Source organism: Paenibacillus sp. FSL H3-0310 (assembly GCF_038002785.1).
Taxonomy (GTDB): domain Bacteria; phylum Bacillota; class Bacilli; order Paenibacillales; family Paenibacillaceae; genus Paenibacillus_AQ; species Paenibacillus_AQ odorifer.
Genome location: NZ_JBBODC010000003.1, coordinates 435,570 through 456,067, shown reverse-complemented (window position 1 = coordinate 456,067; position 20,498 = coordinate 435,570). Strand labels below are relative to the sequence as shown.

17 protein-coding genes are annotated in these 20,498 nt (G+C 43.7%); 4 read left to right on the top strand and 13 right to left on the bottom strand.

What is annotated here, in order from left to right:
* Positions 1-2: 2 nt before the first annotated feature.
* From MHH63_RS27975 to MHH63_RS27965, 3 genes are all read right to left on the bottom strand, one after another.
* Positions 3-884: a carbohydrate ABC transporter permease gene (locus tag MHH63_RS27975; protein WP_036675555.1), complete on the bottom strand. Its 882-nt coding sequence runs from the start codon at positions 882-884 to the stop codon at positions 3-5.
* Positions 885-1,012: 128 nt separating this feature from the next.
* The gene (locus MHH63_RS27970) at positions 1,013-2,380 is read right to left on the bottom strand and encodes an ABC transporter substrate-binding protein (protein ID WP_076126319.1); all 1,368 of its coding nucleotides are present in this window, start codon (positions 2,378-2,380) and stop codon (positions 1,013-1,015) included.
* A 319-nt stretch (positions 2,381-2,699) separates the two neighbouring features.
* The gene (locus tag MHH63_RS27965) at positions 2,700-3,479 is read right to left on the bottom strand and encodes a response regulator (RefSeq protein ID WP_076308696.1); all 780 of its coding nucleotides are present in this window, start codon (positions 3,477-3,479) and stop codon (positions 2,700-2,702) included.
* 296 nt (positions 3,480-3,775) lie between these two features.
* On the opposite strand from MHH63_RS27965, the gene MHH63_RS27960 reads away from it, so the two are divergent.
* The 4 genes from MHH63_RS27960 (at position 3,776) to MHH63_RS27945 (ending at position 8,542) form a co-directional block, all read left to right on the top strand.
* Complete coding sequence (locus tag MHH63_RS27960) at positions 3,776-4,726, top strand: glycoside hydrolase family 113 (RefSeq protein ID WP_076281104.1); 951 nt, start codon at positions 3,776-3,778, stop codon at positions 4,724-4,726.
* Positions 4,727-4,747: 21 nt separating this feature from the next.
* Entirely contained in the window at positions 4,748-5,962 is a 1,215-nt protein-coding gene (locus MHH63_RS27955) for an AGE family epimerase/isomerase (protein ID WP_076218142.1), read from the top strand.
* Positions 5,962-7,134 carry a glycoside hydrolase family 130 protein gene (locus tag MHH63_RS27950; protein ID WP_341172317.1) on the top strand — a complete coding sequence of 391 codons (1,173 nt, stop codon included), beginning with the start codon at positions 5,962-5,964 and terminating at the stop codon, positions 7,132-7,134. The genes MHH63_RS27955 and MHH63_RS27950 overlap by 1 nt, the downstream gene beginning before the upstream one ends.
* Before the next feature lie 505 nt (positions 7,135-7,639).
* Positions 7,640-8,542, top strand: coding sequence for a manganese catalase family protein (locus MHH63_RS27945; RefSeq protein ID WP_076126309.1), 903 nt, complete (start codon positions 7,640-7,642; stop codon positions 8,540-8,542).
* A gap of 62 nt (positions 8,543-8,604) precedes the next feature.
* Here MHH63_RS27945 and MHH63_RS27940 read toward each other — a convergent pair whose 3' ends face one another.
* The 10 genes from MHH63_RS27940 to MHH63_RS27895 all read right to left on the bottom strand — a co-directional run bounded on the left by MHH63_RS27940 (position 8,605) and on the right by MHH63_RS27895 (position 20,487).
* The gene (locus MHH63_RS27940; RefSeq protein WP_076184714.1) at positions 8,605-9,165 is read right to left on the bottom strand and encodes a GNAT family N-acetyltransferase; all 561 of its coding nucleotides are present in this window, start codon (positions 9,163-9,165) and stop codon (positions 8,605-8,607) included.
* A 71-nt stretch (positions 9,166-9,236) separates the two neighbouring features.
* The gene (locus MHH63_RS27935; protein ID WP_339172468.1) at positions 9,237-10,301 is read right to left on the bottom strand and encodes a LacI family DNA-binding transcriptional regulator; all 1,065 of its coding nucleotides are present in this window, start codon (positions 10,299-10,301) and stop codon (positions 9,237-9,239) included.
* Between the two features lie 45 nt (positions 10,302-10,346).
* A complete protein-coding gene (locus MHH63_RS27930; protein WP_339172465.1) occupies positions 10,347-11,657 on the bottom strand; it encodes an ABC transporter substrate-binding protein in 1,311 nt (436 codons plus the stop codon).
* 22 nt (positions 11,658-11,679) lie between these two features.
* Entirely contained in the window at positions 11,680-13,560 is a 1,881-nt protein-coding gene (locus tag MHH63_RS27925) for a cache domain-containing sensor histidine kinase (RefSeq protein ID WP_076308693.1), read from the bottom strand.
* Positions 13,561-13,729: 169 nt separating this feature from the next.
* Complete coding sequence (locus tag MHH63_RS27920; RefSeq protein WP_248547696.1) at positions 13,730-15,916, bottom strand: methyl-accepting chemotaxis protein; 2,187 nt, start codon at positions 15,914-15,916, stop codon at positions 13,730-13,732.
* A 319-nt stretch (positions 15,917-16,235) separates the two neighbouring features.
* Positions 16,236-17,567, bottom strand: a complete 1,332-nt coding sequence (locus tag MHH63_RS27915; protein ID WP_036675585.1) for a peptidase U32 family protein — start codon at positions 17,565-17,567, stop codon at positions 16,236-16,238.
* Between the two features lie 99 nt (positions 17,568-17,666).
* On the bottom strand, positions 17,667-18,599 hold the full coding sequence (locus tag MHH63_RS27910) for a peptidase U32 family protein (RefSeq protein ID WP_076104919.1): 933 nt from the start codon (positions 18,597-18,599) through the stop codon (positions 17,667-17,669).
* A 56-nt stretch (positions 18,600-18,655) separates the two neighbouring features.
* Positions 18,656-19,705: an endolytic transglycosylase MltG gene (gene mltG, locus MHH63_RS27905; RefSeq protein ID WP_248547697.1), complete on the bottom strand. Its 1,050-nt coding sequence runs from the start codon at positions 19,703-19,705 to the stop codon at positions 18,656-18,658.
* A gap of 172 nt (positions 19,706-19,877) precedes the next feature.
* On the bottom strand, positions 19,878-20,186 hold the full coding sequence (locus MHH63_RS27900) for a DUF1292 domain-containing protein (protein ID WP_076104918.1): 309 nt from the start codon (positions 20,184-20,186) through the stop codon (positions 19,878-19,880).
* Positions 20,179-20,487 carry a DUF1292 domain-containing protein gene (locus MHH63_RS27895; RefSeq protein ID WP_038569507.1) on the bottom strand — a complete coding sequence of 103 codons (309 nt, stop codon included), beginning with the start codon at positions 20,485-20,487 and terminating at the stop codon, positions 20,179-20,181. Before MHH63_RS27895 ends, MHH63_RS27900 begins: the two co-directional genes overlap by 8 nt.
* Between the last annotated feature and the right edge of the window lie 11 nt (positions 20,488-20,498).

Here is a 20,498-nt window from a genome sequence, read left to right as displayed (position 1 = left end):
GTTTATTTCTCCTCCTTGATCAGAACGCGCTGCAAAATAGTAACTATGATAACAATACCCAGCAATACCACGGCCATCGCCGATGCCAAACCAACCTTGCTGTATTTGAAAGCTACATCGACCGTCTGAATTACGAATGTACTACTTCCGTTAGATCCGCCTGTCATGACGTATGGAATTTCGAATACCCCAATGGCGCCACTAACCGCAAGAATCAAGTTCAATTGCAGAATACGTTTAATGCTTGGCAAAATAATATGCATAAACTGATGCCATCTGTTTGCACCGTCAATTTCAGCGGCCTCATAGATATCCTTACCAATAGAAGAAATAGCTCCGAGGAAAATCAGGAAGTTCATTCCCATGTATCTCCACAGTGACGCACCTGCGAGCGAGAAGTTGATCAAGTTAGGATTCAGAAGCCATTTCTGCTGCAGACTGCCAAGCCCAATCAGATTAAGAATCGTATCTAACGTTCCATCTGGTTTGAAAAAGAACAGGAAGATAAAACCGATTGCTACACCGTTTAGCAAGGTTGGGAAGAACAAAATCCCTTTAAACAAGTTTTTCATGCGAACACTAAAGCTCAAGATGGTTGCAAAATACAAGGCAAGTGCCATCTGAATAAAGGTGGTAAAGAAATAATACAAGCTGACCTTAAACACAGAAAAATACTCAGGTTTCGTAAAAATGGTCTTGTAGTTTTCTAAACCGACATATTCCATATTTTTGCTCAATCCATTCCAACTGGTGAAGCTGTACCGAAACATACTGATGACTGGATAATAAGCGAATGTGAGCAGCAACAATATCGGCACTAATGAGAATAAGATGATGATAGCGATTCTTTGATTTTTATAGCTCAAATTTGAAAACTTAAACACCCGATACACCTCCAGAAAAAGCATCCTCATTTATTTAAGACTCGTTTAAATGTGAAGGGGGAAATGCTTGTTAGCATATCCCCTCCCACATTCACTACCGCCTATAGCATCTAAGAAGCTTATAGTTGTTACTGTGCTGTGACTTTAGCGCGAGCGGCTTTCCACTTGTCGTTCAGGTCTTTCATGATGTCATCATAGGATTCTTTTCTGTTGCCAATCGCTGCTTCAATAATCCGTTTCTTAAAGTCTGGCTGCCAAGCACCGATCTCAGCTTGTTTGTCGATTTCATCAGACCAGCCTTCTTCACCAGCTTTAGCAGGAGCAAGAGTATCAAAGGTTACATCTGTACCTTCATATTGTTTCAGGATTTCTGGAAGCTCTGCACCGATAGCCGGGCTCATACCGCCGCCTTCAGTTGTAGGATAGTTAGATTCGTTGATGAACCAATCCACCCAAGCTCTAGCAGCTTCTTTGTTTTTACTGTGCACGCTGACACCCAGATTGTAGTCCCCAGCAAGCGGCACAAGGATTTTATCCGCATTGGTTGGGAAAGGCATAAATCCAACATCGTCTGGATTTGTAGCCAGGCCTTTGATTTGCCCAATTGCCCAAGATCCAAGCACCATAGTCCCAATTTTTCCGTTGGCCAGATCAGCTTTGGAAGATTCCCAGTCTGTTGTAGTTGGATCTTCTTCAATCAAACCTTTTTGTGCTGCATCGTACAGAATTTTGTACAATTCATAGTGTGGTTGACCCGCTACATAGTTGTCGTCGCTAGCCACTTGAGCAATGTTCACATAATCACGGTCACCAGCTACTGTAGCCAGATCCGCTTCCCATTGCGTCAATGTCCAGCCTGCTGCGTAATTTGTGTAAAGAGGAACAGCTTGTGTTTTGTCTTTAATAGTCTGCAGGGCAGTCAAGAATTGTTCAGGGGTTTTGGGAACGTCTGTAATTCCGGCATCTTTGAAGACTTGTTTGTTATAGATAATCCCGTTAAAGTTGATAGTCATCGGAATACCATAGGCAACACCGTCTACTGCACGTTCTTCCAAGCCTGTGTATTGTTTGCTCATTTCTTCAAGCTTGCCAAGGGGTTCGAAGAAATCAGGAATATCTTTTACAGCTATGCTAGTAGGTAACAAAAGAACGTCGCCATAATCACTAGTGCTCATACGAATTTTAATTTGATCTTCGTAAGTAGCGAGCGCTTCAAAGTTCACCTTTACATCAGGATATTTCTCATTAAATTTAGCTGCATACTCTTTGAATACGGTATCAACAATATCTGTTCTTTGCGTTATGACTGTGATATCCCCTTTGATATCCTTGGCTGCTGTACCATCAGCTGGAGCAGTTGCCTCTGCTGAAGAACCATTGTTTCCTGTGTTTTTAGCAGCTTCATTGTTAGTGTTGTTGTTTGAGGAACAACCGCTAAACAATCCCGCCACAAGTGTTAGTGCCATCAAGCCCATCATTGTTTTGCCTTTTTTCATGCTGTTACGACCCCTCTCTTCAATTCAACTCTAGTTTTAGATAAATAACAAAAATAATAACTTTTATCATCACTCATAACTTGAAAGAGTAGCCATTAATACCGGATTATCTGAATTACTCTTGAAAACAAGTGATGATATCGCTTACAAACCCATTATAAATCTATTTTCGACGCAAAACGATGGTTTCAATTGCTTTTTCTGGTCTTCTATTTGTTATTTTTGTTTTACTTATAATAATTTTGTTATCTAATTTATAAAAATATCCAAAAAAAAAGAGAGCTTTTCGCCCTCCTAATAAATAACTTCCTATATATGCCTAAAACTCACGTTCAATTTTCGGGAATTTACAGCCGCTTTTATAATCCTTAGGTGTCATACCACACATTTTCTTGAACAATTTATTAAAATATACCGGATCGCTATAACCCACCTTCTCGGCAATTTCATAATTTTTCAGGTCAGGATGCTCCATTAACAGTTCCTTTGCTTTAGAAATTCTAATCCGAATCAGATAGTCTGTGATCGTCTGCCCCGTCTTTAATTTGAACAAACGGCTGAGATAACTCGCATTCATGCCCACCATCTCCGCTAGACGTTCAAGCTCGAAGTTCTGATCATACTCTCTCTCCAGAATACTTTTTGTCTGCTCAACTACATAATGTTCTCCACCATCCGCAGCTTGTGAGAAAATCTCCTCATGCTCCGTCACGGTCTTTTTCTTTACATCCTCTACTCTCTTAAGCAGTTCATATAGCTGAGTCTTATCAATCGGTTTAAGCAAATAATCCATCACCCCATGACGGATCGCTCGACGGGCATATTCAAATTCACTAAAACCGCTAAGGACAGCAATAGGTATATCCTCCATATGGTCTCTAACCTGTTCAATCAGCTTAAAACCATCCATTCTAGGCATTTTGATATCTGTAATAAGCAGATCTATATCCTCCCGGGATAACTTTTCTAAATGTTCCCAGGCTTCCAACCCGTTGCCGTAAGATCCAATTACATGTACGTCTATTTCCATTCTGGATGTGATTTTTTCGAGCCCCCTGCGAATGACTTCCTCGTCGTCCGCAATCATAACATTTATCATTTGAGTAATTCCCTCCAGTTGTATCCGCCAGTTATTATGATTGCGCTATCATCACGAATAGTATCTCCCCATGTATTACGTCAATGTACGATTGCGCCCTTTTATAGTCTTATATTTACTATAACTAAAGTTATTCAAATTTCCCAGCTTCAACTACAAATTGTCCTTGAAATCATCTGCGAAAAAGTATATAACTAAATTAAGTTGTTATTATAAACTAACAAAACAATAATAACTATCTAACAAAATGAAGATTGCTAATTTTTCTATTTTTGTGTGTAAAGTGAGGATTCTCGATGATGTTAAACAACGAATACATTGCAGGCGTAACCTGGGGTTTCTCGGGTAGACGTGGTTCATGGACAACAGAAGAAGCTGAGTGTTCGCTGGAATTAATGTCCTCTGTCACCGGAGCGAACTGGACGGCCATTGCGCTCAGCGCGCTTCAAGCTACCGCTCATTCTACGGAAATTCCCTACTGGGAGGCTCCAACCGTTAGCGACGAAGAAGTGAAATGGGCTATCAGCAAAGCGAAGTCACTGCAGCTAAAAGTATGCCTGAAGCCGATTGTTAATTGTGCTGACGGAACTTGGCGTGCCCATATTAACTTTTTTGATAAGGATGTCCCTTGCGAGCCTAAATGGTCTGAGTGGTTCAGCTCTTATACTAAATTTATTCTGCACTATGCCGCTATCGCTGAGGAAACAGGCTGTGAAATGTTCTGTATTGGCTGTGAGCTTGTACAGACGGATAGACGCGAAGCCGAATGGCGTTCGCTTATTGCTGAGGTGCGGAAGGTCTACTCAGGTATTCTTACTTATAATTGCGATAAGTATCAGGAGGATAACGTAACCTGGTGGGATGCGCTCGATGTGATTTCTTCAAGTGGGTATTATCCAGCTAGTGATTGGGAGGCTCAGCTCGACCGGATTGAGCAAGTGGTGCACTCACAGAATAAGCCGTTCTTTTTCATGGAAGCGGGTTGCCCAAGCCGGAGCGGAAGCGCCGCGATTCCCAATGATTGGACCTTAAAGGGCGAACCAAGTCAAGAAGAACAAAGTAAATTCTATCAGGCAATGTTTCAAGGCTGTGAGCACAGAGATTGGGTTCAGGGCTTTATGCTCTGGGATTGGCCTACTCATCTTTATCCAATTGAAGAAGCAGTACAGAATGATGATTACTGTATGTACGGTAAGCAAGCCGCTGGGATCATCAATGAATATTTCACCTCAAAAATCACCAAATAATGTGAGGAGTGACTGATTACAATGATTAATTCACCAGAATTATGGTTGACCCAACTTGAGGATGAGCTGCAGGATAATATTCTTAGTTTTTGGATGAAACAGACGAAGGACGAAGTGAACGGCGGTTTTATAGGTGAAATCGACAATCAGCTGAACATTACTCCTAACGCAGAGAAAAGCCTTGTGCTTAATGCCCGGATCCTTTGGTCCTTTGCGAGCGCTTACCGGATCTACGGTAAACCGGAATATCTGGCGATGGCAGAACGTGCTTATACCTACCTGATGGAACACTTCATTGATAAAGAGTATGGCGGATTATACTGGATGGTGGATGCTGAGGGCAGACCTTCTCAAGAGAAAAAGCAGATCTATGGCCAATCCTTTGCTATCTACGCACTGGCTGAATTCTACCATGCGACCGGACGTCCAGAAGTCTTAGAGGATGCGATTCAATTATTCCAGCTAGTTGAAAAATACGGCTATGATTCTATTTATAAAGGTTATGTCGAAGCTTTATCACGGGAATGGCAAATCACTGATAACCTCAGTCTCAGCAGCAAAGATATGAATGAAAAAAAATCTATGAATACCCATCTGCATGTTCTGGAAGCGTATACCGGTCTCTATCGAGTATGGAAGTCGGAGGAACTAAAGAGCACGCTAACTGAGCTAATCGAAACGATGCTGGATCATATCATTGATCAGGAAGGCCAGCATTTTCATCTTTTCTTAGATGAAGCATGGAATGTGAAATCAGATATTATCTCCTACGGACATGACATCGAAGGAAGCTGGCTGCTGGTGGAAGCTGCTGAAACCCTTGGAGAAGAGCAGCTGCTGCAGCGTGTGCGAACAGTCGCTGTCTCCATGGCAGAAGCCGTTCTTGCGGAAGGTATAGATAGCGATGGAGGGATATGGAATGAAGCTGACCCAAGCGGGCTGCTGAGCAAAGATAAAGATTGGTGGCCGCAAGCTGAGGCGGTTGTTGGATTCTATAATGCTTATCAGCTGACTGGTAACAGCAAATTTAATGAGGCTGCCCAAGCCTCCTGGACTTTTATCGATAAATACATGGTGGATCACAAGCTGGGTGAATGGTACTGGGGCGTGGACGAGAACCTTCAGCCCCTGCCTCACGGATCAAAGGTTAGCGCCTGGAAATGTCCTTATCATAACAGCAGAGCCTGCTTCGAAATGATCGCACGACTGAAATCAACTATAAAGGAGACTGTCTAATGTCATCATTATTCCAAGAACGCAAACAACAATTAACAGAACGTTATGAAGCCCTGATCGCTCGCAAGAACGAAAAGCTTCCTTATGGAAACGGCATTTATGACCGATATGCTCATCCACTGCTAACTGCTGAGCATGCGCCCTTAATCTGGCGTTATGATTTTAACCCAGATACCAACCCTTATTTTGCCGAAAGAATTGGCGTCAACGGCGTCTTCAACCCGGGTGCTATTGCACTGAATGGCAAATTCTATCTTGTTGCTCGCGTGGAAGGCAATGACCGCAAATCTTTTTTCGCTGTAGCAGAAAGCGACAATGGCGTGGACGGTTTCCGCTTCTGGGATCATCCAGTTGTGCTGCCGGAGACAGAAGTTCCTGATATCAACGTCTACGACATGCGCCTCGTTAGCCATGAAGATGGCTGGATCTACGGCCTCTTCTGTACAGAACGCAAAGATCCAGATGCTCCACATGGTGACCTTTCTAGCGCAGTAGCACAGTGTGGTATTGTTCGCACCAAAGATCTGAAGACCTGGGAACGTCTGGCGGATCTCAAAACAGGCTCTGCTCAGCAGCGTAATGTCGTGCTACACCCTGAATTTGTAGATGGAAAATACGCTTTCTACACTCGCCCACAAGATGGCTTTATCGATGCAGGTTCCGGTGGCGGTATTGGCTGGGGACTCTCGGATACAATTGAAGATGCCGTAATTACCAGCGAGACTATCATGGACGAACGCTACTACCATACCATCAAGGAAGTTAAAAATGGCCAAGGTCCAGCTCCAATCAAAACTGCAAAAGGCTGGCTGCATATTGCTCATGGTGTACGCAACACAGCTGCTGGACTCCGATACGTGCTATATGCTTTCTTGTCTGACCTGGATGAGCCAAACAAAGTTACTCATTCACCTGGTGGTCATTTCATCGCACCAGACGGTGAAGAACGTGTCGGCGATGTCTCCAATGTCGTGTTCTGTAATGGCGTGATTGCACTTGATAACGGTGAAATCTATATTTACTACGCCTCCTCCGACACTCGTATCCATGTAGCTACAACTACCGTTGACCAAATGTTAGATTATGTGCTGAACACTCCAGAGGATCCCCTTCGCTCTTATGCTTGTGTACAGCAACGTATTGCTCTTATTGATCGTAATTTAGCATTGTAAAAAAAGTTCATAAACCCTAAAAATCAACAGAGCAGCGATTCTCCTATATTAGGAGGATCGCTGCTCTGCGTTTTGATCATTCACTGTTTGCTTCAAGCGAATATCAATCATCCAGAGTAACTTAAGGACTCAGATGACGCTATTCGCATGTATTTAGCCTTCAAAGTAAGTTTTCGGACTCCAGGGGCATTATTCCCTGAAAAGAGTCCCATTTGGGGCGTTTTCTAGGCCGATAGCTGCGCTGGAGTCCGTTAGCATTATAAATATCGGATAATACTGCATATAGGGTCTGCTGTGTCCGTTAGCGGGTTACTATGCGTATTTGATTGCGTATTTGATTGTGGTTTTAATTGCATATTTGATAGTATTTGCCGTTTGCCTTTTCGACACAAAAAGCCTTTTACATGACGCACATCCATACTTTTCAGCCCATTCATGAGTAATTCCTATAGATTAAGCTCAAAATAGGTCAGTAACCCCTAACTCCAAGGAGGCTGAGATATTAATGTTCAAACGTATGGATGAAATCATGATTGAGATTCCTGAAGTTGAGAAGCCCGATCCCAATGCTGCTGCCGCTGTTCAGGAATTGCTTGGCGGAAAGTTCGGAGAAATGTCCACCCTTAACAATTACCTCTTTCAATCCTTTAATTTCCGTTCAAAAGACAAACTGAAGCCTTTTTATGATTTGGTGATGAGCATAACAGCGGAAGAGCTTGGCCATGTCGAGCTGGTTTCGCATGCCATCAACAAATGTCTTCGAGGGTCAACAAGTTATAAAGAGCCCGATTCCACCCCTCTAGGGTCCGCAAAAGATGCGCGTCTATCCTATCACTTTCTGGCTGGTGCACAAGGGGCTATGCCTTTTGATTCAACGGGGAACCCGTGGACCGGAGCAAACGTCTTTAATAGCGGCAACCTAGTGGAAGATCTGCTACATAACTTCTTCCTCGAATGCGGAGCCAGAACACATAAAATGAAGGTCTACGAAATGACAGACCATCCAGCTGCACGCGCTGTAGTCGGATTCCTTTTAGTCCGTGGTGGTGTCCACGTGGTCGCTTATGCCAAAGCCATCGAAGTGGCAACAGGTGTTAATGTAACTAAGCTCGTGCCGATTCCTTCGTTAAATAATAAATCATTCAGCGAAGCAAAAAAATATGAAGAAAAAGGCGTGCATACCAAGCTATACACCTGGAGTGAAAGTGACTTCGGCGCCATCGATCAGATTTGGAAGGGAACCCACCCAGAGGATAATCTTCCGCTTGAAGTTATTCAAGGATCCCCTAAAGGCTTTCCGATCCCCGTTGCTCCGGCAGTCGAAGAGGAATTCGCTCCCGGAATCTCCCCCGAAGACTTTAAAGAAATTGCCAAACGCCTCAAAATGGCTGGAAACATTACAGACTAATATTCATAGTGAATCTGGTGAGGAAGTTACTTACAATCTTCCTTACCCTAGATTCACTTTTTTTAATTGTACAAACTGCGGAACTCATCCTCAAGCATGGACATCAGAATCATGTTATGAAACTCTCCGTCTACATAAAGAGCATCCCGCTCCACACCGTCGCGTTGAAAACCAAGCTTCTCATAGACATGAACGGCTCTGGGGTTAAAAGTATATACACCGAGATGGATGCGATGCAGCTTCATAGTTTCAAAGCCATATCGTAGCATTTGAGTCATAGCTTCAGTCCCGTAACCCTTACCCCGATGTTCATGCCCACAAATGCCGATCCGGATATTTGCACTACGATTGTCCGGATCTATTTCATTTAGTACCACTTCTCCAATGAGCTCACCCGTGTCCTTTACTATAATCATAAGATCTACACGATCCTCGGCTGGAACACTAATCTTACGAATCCAAGCTGCCGTTTGCTCACGAGAGAAATCTCCTTGCGATCCTGTTAATTGCCCCATCTCAACATCAAGCAAAAAATTATAATAAGCCTCCAGATCGGATGCTTGCACACCACGTAGTTGAATCTGTTCGCCATCAATCTTTGGGATGGCAACTGGTTCTGTCATAACTAAATTCCCCCTTACTCAAGCAAAACTAGATTCCATGGCTTTTATATACTTTTTAAATCAACAAGGTTCTAGTCTCGCGGCTTATCCACGGAATCACGATGAACAATGTCCGCTGCGATAAGGATTTTCTCAAGCGGTGCAGAAGGATTATGAATACGGCTCAGAAGTTTCTCCACTGCGGCTCGGCCCATCGCTTCTTTAGGAACATGAACAGTTGTAAGCGGTGGAACGCCTCTTAAGGCATCCTCAATATTATCAAAGCCAGTAACCGAGATATCCTCCGGAATATTAAACCCTTCTTCCTTGAGGATGTCACTGACCGAAAGGGCTGTGGAGTCGTTAGCGCAAACCAAGGCTGTCGGGAGTGTTCTGGCTTTTTTACGCTTATTCACCCAGTTTTTAAAATCCTCCTGAAATAAGTCTTCCTCCACCCCTTCCAGAAAAAGATTCGCATCATCTTCCAAAGGCAGTCTTATTCCGCTCTCCTCCAGCGCACTCCGGAAGCCAATCCACCGGTCGCGGAAACTGCGTGAGAATCCAATATTGCCGATAAAATGCATTTGGGTATGGCCTGTGCCCATCAAATGATTCGTAAGTCGAGCCATAGAATCCACATTATTCGCAAACACGGTATCACTTGGAATTAGCGGATCTTCATGGTCAATCAACACCATCGGCAAACCAATACGGTGTACCTCAAGCAGCAAGGAAGTAGAGATTTGGCCCACACCTATCAAACCAAGGATTCCATTGGGATTCAAAATATTAACGAAATTATCCGCACGGTTCTCGGAGATAATGACCATCCCAAGCCCTTCCTGATCCAGCGCAATCGCAATACCATCCACAATTTTTCCCCAATACAAGGAATCCTGCGTCTGAGAACGAATATTCGGCATTAACACCAGCACGGATTGCTTATTCCGATCCCCGCCACCTACCGGAGGCGTGCGTTTTATACCTTGGACAAAAGCATTTTTTTGCGTAAAATAACCCAGCTGCGATGCCGCTTGAATCACTCGTTCTCTTGTCGTCTCATTAACGCCGCCTTTACCCGAAAGTGACTTGGAGACAACGAATTTGGATACGCCGAGATGATCAGCGATTTTTTGCATGGTGACCTTTTTAGCCATATATAACCCTCCAGAGAATGTCATCAAATTTATGTAGTACTAACTTTAAGGCTGAGAAGTTTGTGGCGCTCCTGCCCGCGCTTCCTTCCATTTTGCATTTAATTCGTCAAAAGCCTTTTGTAAATCAGGCGCAGCCAGTAACTCCTGAATATAATCTCCGGACCAAAAGGACATTTTGGCTCTATTCGCCAGCTCGATGAACGCATCACTTTGTACAGTAGCATCGAGTAGCTTAGGCTTATAAGATAAAAACTCACGATACTGCGACATAGAGGGATTCAAGCTTCCATCTGCCGGAAGGAATCCCCAATCATCTCGATAGGAAGTCTCCTTCACAAAAAAATTCAACCACGCCATAGCAAGCTCTTTGTTCTTGGTATATTTACTAACCCCCATGAACCAATCTGGATTGATCGGCGCATAATGAGCGCTGCCATTATCATACGGAAACGGGAAGAATCCAATATCATCCGGGGCAGCCCCCACATCAAGGACTTGTCCAATCGTCCAATTTCCCAGTAAATACATCCCTGCTTGACCTTTAGCTAGCTTAGTCTTCGATATCTCCCAATTGTTCGAGAATAGTTCATCTTCAACATAGCCTTTACCAATTAAGGTTCGAGCAATGGAGATTGATTTCCCCCACTCATTATCAAGCTGCCACGGGCTATCCTCATTTACCATATTATTTAGATACTCTGGATTACCTGTCATATAGTTAACCAGACTGTTTCCCCATTCACGTAAAGGCCAGACGGCTCCATAATTCATATATAGGGGGATAATACCCGCTTGTTTTAATTTCGCACAAGCTTCGTAGAATTCATCCAGCGTCTTAGGAACAGTAGCTATTCCTGCTTTTTCGAATGCCTTTTTATTATAGACAATCCCAACCGTAGTAGTCCCCGTGGACAGCCCATATCGTTTCCCGTTATACGTAGCAAAAGAGGTGAACCTCTCACTAGCGGCGGTTTCTTCATCCAGCGGCTCGAAAAAATAATCCAGCTCCTTTGACGGAAGATTCACCGGAAGCAACAGTACATCACCGGCATCTTTCGTGGATAGCCGTACCAGAATATCCGTTGCATAATTGGACAAGCCTTCAAATTCCACATTGGCTTCGGGGTATCTCTGTTTAAATTGGTCCGCGTATGCTTGAAAAGTTCCGTTCTCAATCAGATCTATTCGATTGGTCATCATGACTATGGTGCCGGACAAGTCAGACTTCACCTCGTCTCCAACTGGAGGCGGAGTGGATTCCGTCTGCTTATTGTTATTGGCACAGCTACTACTCAATAACACTAAGAGAAGTAACAGTATGGTCCGCATAGTCCATTCTAATTTCAACCCCTTCAACGGACAGCCCCCTCTTATTTCGTTACTCAGGTAAGCTAATTAATTCCTGCTCCAGTAATGGCAGCGACAAAATAACATCGGTCCCTCGTCCAAGCTCACTATATACCTGGATCCCAAATGCCGCTCCATAATGAAGACGCACTCGCTGTTGTACATTTTTCATGCCTATCCCCCCGTTAATGCTTTTCTTAGGAGGACTTTCGTTCTGCAGCCCATCATTCAATTTCTCCAAAGTCTTCTCATCCATTCCGATCCCGTCGTCTTTAATATGAAACAACAGCATTTGCTCTGTAATCTCGCAGCGGATGCTTAAATGCATTTGCGGCTTATTATCATCTAAGCCATGGTAAGCTGCATTCTCAATGATAGGCTGGAAGACCAGCTTGATAATAGAGTAATTATCTAACGACTTCGGCACATCGATATCCAGTAAAAAACGGTTAGGATAACGATAGTTCAGCAGCTCGACGTAATTACGCACATATCCAAGCTCTTGCTTCAATGTCGTATTGCCACTCAGATCGCTTGTACTGTACCGTAGCAGTTTGCCCAGAATAGAGATCATATCCGCAGCTTCGACATCATCATTCAGCTCGGCGGTCATTCGGATGGACTCCAGTGTGTTATAGATAAAATGAGGATTGATTTGACTCTGCAGCGCATGAAGCTCTGCTTCCTTTTTCTGTTCTTCTATGCGGTAAATATCCTGAATTAGCTGCCTGATTCGGGCTAACATACGATTAAATTGATGCCCCAGCAGACCAATTTCGTCACGCCGTTTAACTCTGAACATCACATCCAGATCGCCGCCCTGAACTTTTTTCATCAATTGAATCATTTGAGTCAGCGATTTAGTAAGGGCAACGGAAAGAATAATCGAAATAATTAACGCTAGTACTATGATACTTAATGTAGCAGCAAGTGTTGTATTACGGGTCAGCTTCACATCACGCATCAGTACATCAACAGGAATAGAGATAATTACCTTCCAATTGGTTTTGGTAGAGCCAGAGTAAATATTCAACCGCTCTTTTCCGTTGACTGTATCATAAAAGCTTCCAGAAATGCCTCCAACTCTTTTGAACAAGTCTGAATCAGAAATATCTGTGGCCAGCAGCTTCTTGTCGCTGTCGTAGATGACCATTCCCTTCTCATCCACAATCAACGACTTCCCATGGGTGACTTTATCCAGCTCCTTAACTTGATTCTCCAAATTGCTAATATTTGCTTCAACCGCAATCAGCCCGATTGGATTTAACAAGCCATCCACGATTTTGCGAACAACGGTAAAAGCATATCGGGTGCTCTGCAGATTACTTGTATACGCTTGAGTACCGAACAATAATGCTTCTCCGCTGGAATCCTTAGTCTGCTGGCTCCAGTATTTATAGCTTTGTTCGAGATCAAGTCGTACGCCACCATCCTTCGCAGAATAATAACCATTTCCGTAAGCGTCAAAAATATAAACTGAGTTCGCACCTCGCTTAATATTGTTAATAAACGAAATGTTACCCTCTATCCCCCGTTGAATGGACAACAGAAGATCAAAATCACCGGGCGACAAAGCAGCACTCCCAGTTGCGCCTCCCATAATCTTTTTCTGCTCATGGTAGTTGTTCGAACGTATTAAATTCTGTTTGATATCATTCACATAGGCGGGCATAGATGAAATACGCTTCATATCTTCGATATAATCGTCTACTCCATCCATCATTTGATCGATTAATTTCTCAGAATAAGCAATGGTGTTCCCCTGAATAGATTCTGAGTAGCTCTTGAAGGTAAATACACTGATGAAGGATAGCGGGAGGGTAATGATAATTAAAAAGACGAGGAGCAGCTTGCGTTCCATGCTCATGTCCCCGATAACGGACCACCAGCCAGAGATGCGTCTACCTTTCATTTGGTCCTTCTCCTTAATACTTTTTACCTAACTTGTTATTAAATTATAACAAATACCTAACAAAGTTATTATACGGTGTAGTTCTTCATTACACAACAACAAACCGCCTCTTCATGTTGAAGAAGCGGTTTTGTTAGGTAAACAATTTAGAAATTAGTGATGAATCCACTCATTTTATAGTGAATAATGACAGCTTGTCCTTCAATTGACCTGAAGCACTTTCCAGCTTGCCAGATAATGAAACGAGTTGATCACTTACATTTTGCTGTTCATTACTGAGTGAAGCTACTTCTTGGGAAGTTGCTGAAGATTGCTCAGCTACGGCGCTAACGTTCCCCATAGCCTCTGACAACACACCTTGCGAATGATTCAGACTGCTGATCGCTGTCGTCACCGATTCCAGGCTTGTTATGAATTCATCCATCTGTCCTTTTACGGACAGGAAGATATCACTTGTACTCTTCACGGAGCTTACTTGTTCTTTAAACAGTGGTGCTACTTCGGATAATACAGCTTCCGTTTCGTTCATTTCCGCCATGATCTTATCCGTAATTCCAGCAACAAGGGCAATAGATTGTTTCGATTGGTCAGCAAGCTGCCGCACTTCACCCGCAACTACCATGAAGCCCTTACCAGCTTCTCCTGCACGAGCGGCTTCTATTGTTGCATTTAACGATAAGATATTCGTCTGTTGCGTGATACTCTTCATCACATCCAACACCTTAATTACGGAGAATACTGTCTCCTTCAGGTGGTTGACACGTTCGACAAGTGCACTTGTTTTTTCTCCAGTGCGGCTAGTCTGATCCAGCAGGTCAGTTAATTGCTTAGCGCCTTGAGCACTAGCTTCACCAACCCCACGTGCTGCTTCATCCATCTCAGTGTTGGCATATATTACAGTCTGCATTTGCGTAGCAATCACATCTGTTAGCTCATTACCTCGTTCAGCTTCAAGCGCCAGACTGCCTGCCCCACCGGCAATTTCCTCCGTAGCGGCTGCGATTTCCTTCGCAGAAATAGCTGTCTTCCGTGAGGCTTCACCAAGCTCACCAGCGGTCTCCAGCACATCCCGAGCGGTTTCTGTCGTTTGCGATACAAGCTCAGTAATACGCTCCATCATCACGTTAAAGGAAGCTGATAGCTGGCCAATTTCATCTTTAGAAACATATTCTGTACGTACACTTAGATCACCACCTGCACCTTGTACCATAAGATCCTTCAAGCGTGCTAGAGGGCGAGCAATCATACGCACCATCCAGATCCCGATTACTATGGCTAGCAGAGCCGCACCAGCAGCCGCAATAAAAGTAGTCAACAGAATCGGACGTGCTTCTTTTACTAGCTCATCTGTTGGGACTACCCCTGCCAACTTCCAATCCGCCCGGATCATTGGATTAAAGACAGCAAGGATTTCTTTCCCGTTTGTATCCTTCTCATCCAAGCTTTTGTTATCCTTTTTACTTGCCTGAATAAAAGCGAACTCTGAAGGTTTACCATCGTCTTTTGAATCCGAAGAAGCTACTACGGTTCCATCAGGAGTGACAAGTTGAATTCGAGAGCCATCTCCCAGCTGTACACTTGCGAATGATTCCTCCAGCAATGTATTCTTCAACACAAGGATGACTATGTATCCTGTACCTGAGCCCAGGGTTTTGAGAGATCTTGCCATAGCAATATTTTTGTCTCCATCACCTTGAACAGCTGTCGAGAACCATATGTTCTTGGCTGCATCACCATCACCTTTAGAATAGTAGGATTCATAAGATGCAGTGTTGTCGACAATCTTCTTATACCATTCTTGTTCTCTTATGTTATCTAACTTAATGCCGCCACTGCCACTTGTAACAATATCTTGATCAGGCGACTCCGGGATCAAAGAAACACTAAGAATATTAGAATCCGTTGTAATCTGACTGGATAACTTTTTACTTACTGCGCTTGTAGCTTCAAATTTCTCATAGGAAGATTGTGCAGTCACTAAAGACTTCAAATCTTCTTGCATCTGCGCATCAAAATAAAGCTGTAAAGCCAAGTTCTCGTACTGTTTCAAAGTAATATCTAACTTTTCTGAGGTCTGAATAATAGTCTGACGGTAGGCTTCCGATACGTTGTTCTTAATTGTCTTCTTGGCTTTTGAATAAGATAGCAGTCCAAGTGCCATTACCACAATTACAATTGCACACAAAAATATCAGGAATATCTTCACGCCAACAGATTCCATAGGATTAACTCTTTTGATCTGTCCACGCAAATCTATCCCATTCTTCAAATTAAACTTAGGTGTCTTAACTGCCCCTTCAATCTTGCTTGTTTCCTTGTTTCCTGTGATCGCCGATTTCTTATTCTTTTTATTCATGCTAAACCTTCTCTCATTATGCTTTTCACTAATACTATCTTGATCAGGATCCCCCATCTTGATCACCTACCCGCTAATATTAGAATACGCATGAAAGCGTTAACCAATATATATATCGGCGTATTAGGTCTTTTTCCTTAGCTTTACGAGACTTTTTTTACAACTTTTAACCTATGTATGTTTAAACATAATAAATAGCTTGCTGCACCTCCTCTCTTGGAGATATTTGTTAATCCCTAATATATATAACTTATTGTTTGCTTTGTCAAAAAGAAAAACAGGGAGGCTCTTGGATGACCAAAGGCTTCCCTGTTTTTTATTAAAACTTCTTCTTACGCATCATATCAAAGTATGCAACCGGTTGATCTACCTTCATGCGAATAGGTTGCAGTGGATGACGGGCGGCATCAAGCGAATTGCCTTTCTCATCCCATATTTCACCAACCGTTTGCTTGAAGAACGTATCGTTAGGTCCAAAGAATTCTACTTCCTGACCTGGCTTAAAGTGATTGCGCTGTTGAACTAGTGCCGTACCACTTTCAGCATCGTATTCAATTACAAGTCCGGCAAAATCATACGGAGCTGCTTTTTCTTCAGGCTCATAGATATGATCTTCATGATCCGGAGTATCATAGAAGAATCCTGTGTTTAGCGGACGGTTAGCGGCTTTATTAAGCTCATCCAGCCATTCCTGCTTCAATTCATACCCTTCCGGATCTGCCATATAAGCATCAATGGCTTTACGATATGCATTAACGACAGTAGCCACATAGTGGATTGACTTCATTCGTCCTTCGATCTTGAAGCTGTCGATGCCCACTTCAATCAGTTCAGGTATACTTTCCAGCATACACAAATCCTTAGAGCCCATGGAGAAGGGATTATCTCCTTGCTGATGCAGTGGAATCTGAGTTACCCCGGGAAGCAAAGGAGCTGGAGATTTCGCTTCAGCCTGCTCTTCCTCAGACACCCAAGTCCCTTCCGGACGTGCATCCTCAAACAAATCATATTTCCAGCGGCAAGACTGGCAACAGCCCCCGCGATTGGAATCACGGTCGGTGAAATGGTTAGACAAAACACAACGACCCGAATACGAGGAACACATTGCACCATGGATGAAGCTTTCGATTTCAATGTCGACATGTTTTTTAATCTCAGCGATCTCTTCCAGGCTTGTCTCACGGCCCAAAACAACACGCGGAAGCCCCTCTTCCTTCCAGAAGGACACCGCTTGCCAGTTCAATGTAGACTGCTGTGTACTCAAATGCACTTCAAGTCCAGGCACTAACCGGCGTGCTGTATCTACAATGATTGGATCAGCTACGATAATAGCAGCAATCCCAGCTTCATATAAGTTACGCAGGTATTCTTCAATTCCCGCGACATCTTCATTGTGAGCATAAATGTTTGTTGCAACAAATACCTTAGCGCCATATTTCTTGGCGAATTCAACACCTTCGCGCATTTCCTCGAAGCTGAAATTATCTGCGCCGGAACGCAAGCCGTATTGTTGTCCTCCGATATAAACAGCATCCGCACCATAGTGTACTGCGAACTTCAATTTTTCCAAATTACCAGCCGGAGCGAGGAGCTCCGGTTTGTCCAGACGGTAACGTTTGCCCTTATATTGCGGCTTTGTCATGGTTCCCATTCCTGTTCTCCCCTCCATCGCCCACAAAGCTAAGTCACATGCTATAAATGCTGTACCTAATCTTCGTGGGGACCTATAACCTCTTTATTTTTATCAAACTTAATATACTTGCTCTTTATAGAAAAATCCGAAGCTTAACTCCCGTTCAGGGTCCTGCACCGTTCTGATTACATCCATCCATTCCTCATCGAAGGCATAACCTTCCGGATCAGCCGCATAAAGATCTATAGCTTTACGATAAGTCTTCACAACCGTTACATTATACGCTATCGATTTCAAAAGTCCCTCAATCTTAAGGCTGTGTATACCTGCAGCCATCAGAATATGCAGATCCTCCAAAATACAAATATCATCCGAGCTCATAATATGAGTGCCGTTCTCGTCTTCATAAATCGGGAATTTCTGGTCATCTCGTTCTTCCTCAATCAGAAATAGTCCGCGTTCCTTCCCGAGACTTCCTCCATCACTAGGACGGCCTTGATGTGACATATAGCTTTCAACAAGCTTCCGCTTGGAATGGTATATATTGGTCATTCCATGAACCTGCACCTGTGCCTCAATCTCCAAAAGCGGAACCATTTCCGTCATTTCATCCATATTCAGCTCACGGGCCAGCACAACGCGAGAAGCCCCCTTGCGTCCCCAATAATTCGCTGTCGCATAGTTGGTGGAAGTCATTTCCGCATTCCAGTGCAGCTTCATTGCTGGCGCTTCTTTCTTCACAGTGGTTAACACTGCTGGATCCCCGAATTCAACACCATCAATGCCAAGCTCACCTAAAGCCTTCACATAGGCAGGAAGCTCATCCAGCAGACGGTTGGACATCAGCCCACCCAAGCTTGCATACACTTTGCAGCCTCGCGAATGTGCCATTTCTACGACAGTCGCTGTATCCTCCAGAGAGAAATGTCCAGCAAGCCGCATCCCGAAACGGTCATCCCCAATGAGCAACGCATCTGCTCCGGCATCCAGCAGAGCAGCAGCTTCCTCCAAGGACGCTGCCGTCACCAGCAATTCCGGTTTGTTAGTCATGTTGTACCTCCTACTTGTACAGTTATTTCAACCGCACCACTCTTCATTTTAATAGTTTATTTCGATTCTTGCTTACTTTTTTCGATATTGGCTAAATGTTCCTTGTAGGTCTTAGCAAATAAATGGCCCTGTGTACCATCTTTTTTGGTCACATAGAAGTAATATTCAGAAGCTTCTGGTTCGAGTGCCGCTTGAATGGACTCCAGCCCCGGATTACTAATAGGTCCCGGAGGAAGTCCAATATTCTTATACGTATTATATGGACTATCAACTTCCAAATCTTTATACAAAAGTCTTTCCTTCTGCTTATTGAGTAAATATTGAACGGTAGCGTCGATCTCCAGCTTCTGCTCTTTCTTTAGGCGGTTATAAATAACACCAGCCACAAGCGGACGTTCACTATCCACCACAACTTCCCGCTCTACCAGCGAAGCTACGGTCAACAGTTCATGCAGAGACAATCCACGCGTTTCTAGCTTTTGCTGCCAGTTAGGAATCGTATCGAGCTTCTTCTGGAACTGATCCAAAAGCGCTTCTACAACTTCCTGGGGCGTGCTATCTTTGGCCAGCTCATAGGTTTCGGGGAATAAATATCCTTCAAGACGGTGGCGTAGATTCTTATCCTGCGGGATACCAAGAATATCAATCCCCTTCAAACCTGCACCAGTATCCATAATTTCAAGAAAAGTAGCCGCATCCTGATTCCAGGCTTCAGCGAGCTTCTTAGCGATCTGCTCAGCAGTATATCCTTCGGGGATAGTAAAGACCACAGTTTCTTCCTTAACTACATCACCTGCATTTAATCTTGCAATGAGTTCATCATAGCTATCACCGGGCTTAGCGATATAAGTACCTGCTTTGAAGCTAGAGCCTTCTTTAGTCCATTTCAAATATCCCTTAAAAAAAAGACTCTTACGGATAATGCCATTCTGCTCAAGCAGATCAGCAATCTCCGCACTTCCCATGCCCTTCTCTATCGTAAATGTTACAGCAGGACCTGCAGGCTCTACCGGCTGCATCCCGTTCCAAATGTACCATGCGCCCCCACCTCCTGCTGCTACCAGCAAAAGAATAATGATTAACACAGTACGGATTGCGGATTTCAAGTCTGGTTCCTCACTTTCCGACTATAAAGTATAAAAGTGTATTGCCTAAAATTCAATATATATTTCCTTAGATTGATGTATATAGGATATTGCTCGCATTTCAAGCAAAAAGAGCGCGGAATTCTCCGCCCTCTTCCGTGCCCATCATAAATGTAACGTACATGTTTAAGTTTTATTCAGCGCCATCTGCTGGAAAAGTCATCTCATCGTATAGCTCAGAGATGTCTTCCCACTCTTCATCGTCCATAATGCTCTCCAATTCCGGAAGTCCGTCAGAAGAGACAACGATACGCAGGATTTCATACTCCACGTCTTTGCCAGAGCCTTTCAGCACTGCATATCCGCGATCACCGACTTCAAATTCGGCGATAATATCGTAAATGGAAGATTTGCCTTGCTCATCTTCCAGTTCTACAGTTTCTCCGTAGGCTTCTTTAAGCCGTGAAGTCCATACCGCTTGATCAGCGGATATCTCAGTCATTCTCCGATCCTCCGTCCAACTCGTCGACCAGTGTGTTGAAAGTCTCTTCGACAATCGCCCACTCCTCGTCATTATCGATCATGAACAATTGAAGATCGTCGCCTTCTTCCACATAACGGAACGCGTATACCTCATCGGTTTCCTCGTCCTCGGAGTCTAGCGGAACCACCATCATATACTTAGCGTCCGAGCCATCAACCTCAAACTTCATAATGACCTCGAATTCCTCTTCATTACCTTCCTCATCGGGAATATAGATAATTTCCGGTTCTTCCTCTTGGCCAATCTGTTCGTTTGTCATATCCTCGCACC

Coding starts and splice junctions, on each gene's coding strand:
- MHH63_RS27970 (WP_076126319.1), bottom strand. CDS start 2,380: ATGAAAAAAGGCAAAACAATGATGGGCTTGATGGCACTAACACTTGTG.
- MHH63_RS27965 (WP_076308696.1), bottom strand. CDS start 3,479: ATGATAAATGTTATGATTGCGGACGACGAGGAAGTCATTCGCAGGGGG.
- MHH63_RS27960 (WP_076281104.1), top strand. CDS start 3,776: ATGATGTTAAACAACGAATACATTGCAGGCGTAACCTGGGGTTTCTCG.
- MHH63_RS27955 (WP_076218142.1), top strand. CDS start 4,748: ATGATTAATTCACCAGAATTATGGTTGACCCAACTTGAGGATGAGCTG.
- MHH63_RS27950 (WP_341172317.1), top strand. CDS start 5,962: ATGTCATCATTATTCCAAGAACGCAAACAACAATTAACAGAACGTTAT.
- MHH63_RS27945 (WP_076126309.1), top strand. CDS start 7,640: ATGTTCAAACGTATGGATGAAATCATGATTGAGATTCCTGAAGTTGAG.
- MHH63_RS27940 (WP_076184714.1), bottom strand. CDS start 9,165: ATGACAGAACCAGTTGCCATCCCAAAGATTGATGGCGAACAGATTCAA.
- MHH63_RS27935 (WP_339172468.1), bottom strand. CDS start 10,301: ATGGCTAAAAAGGTCACCATGCAAAAAATCGCTGATCATCTCGGCGTA.
- MHH63_RS27925 (WP_076308693.1), bottom strand. CDS start 13,560: ATGAAAGGTAGACGCATCTCTGGCTGGTGGTCCGTTATCGGGGACATG.
- MHH63_RS27920 (WP_248547696.1), bottom strand. CDS start 15,916: ATGAATAAAAAGAATAAGAAATCGGCGATCACAGGAAACAAGGAAACA.
- MHH63_RS27915 (WP_036675585.1), bottom strand. CDS start 17,567: ATGGGAACCATGACAAAGCCGCAATATAAGGGCAAACGTTACCGTCTG.
- MHH63_RS27910 (WP_076104919.1), bottom strand. CDS start 18,599: ATGACTAACAAACCGGAATTGCTGGTGACGGCAGCGTCCTTGGAGGAA.
- MHH63_RS27900 (WP_076104918.1), bottom strand. CDS start 20,186: ATGACTGAGATATCCGCTGATCAAGCGGTATGGACTTCACGGCTTAAA.
- MHH63_RS27895 (WP_038569507.1), bottom strand. CDS start 20,487: ATGACAAACGAACAGATTGGCCAAGAGGAAGAACCGGAAATTATCTAT.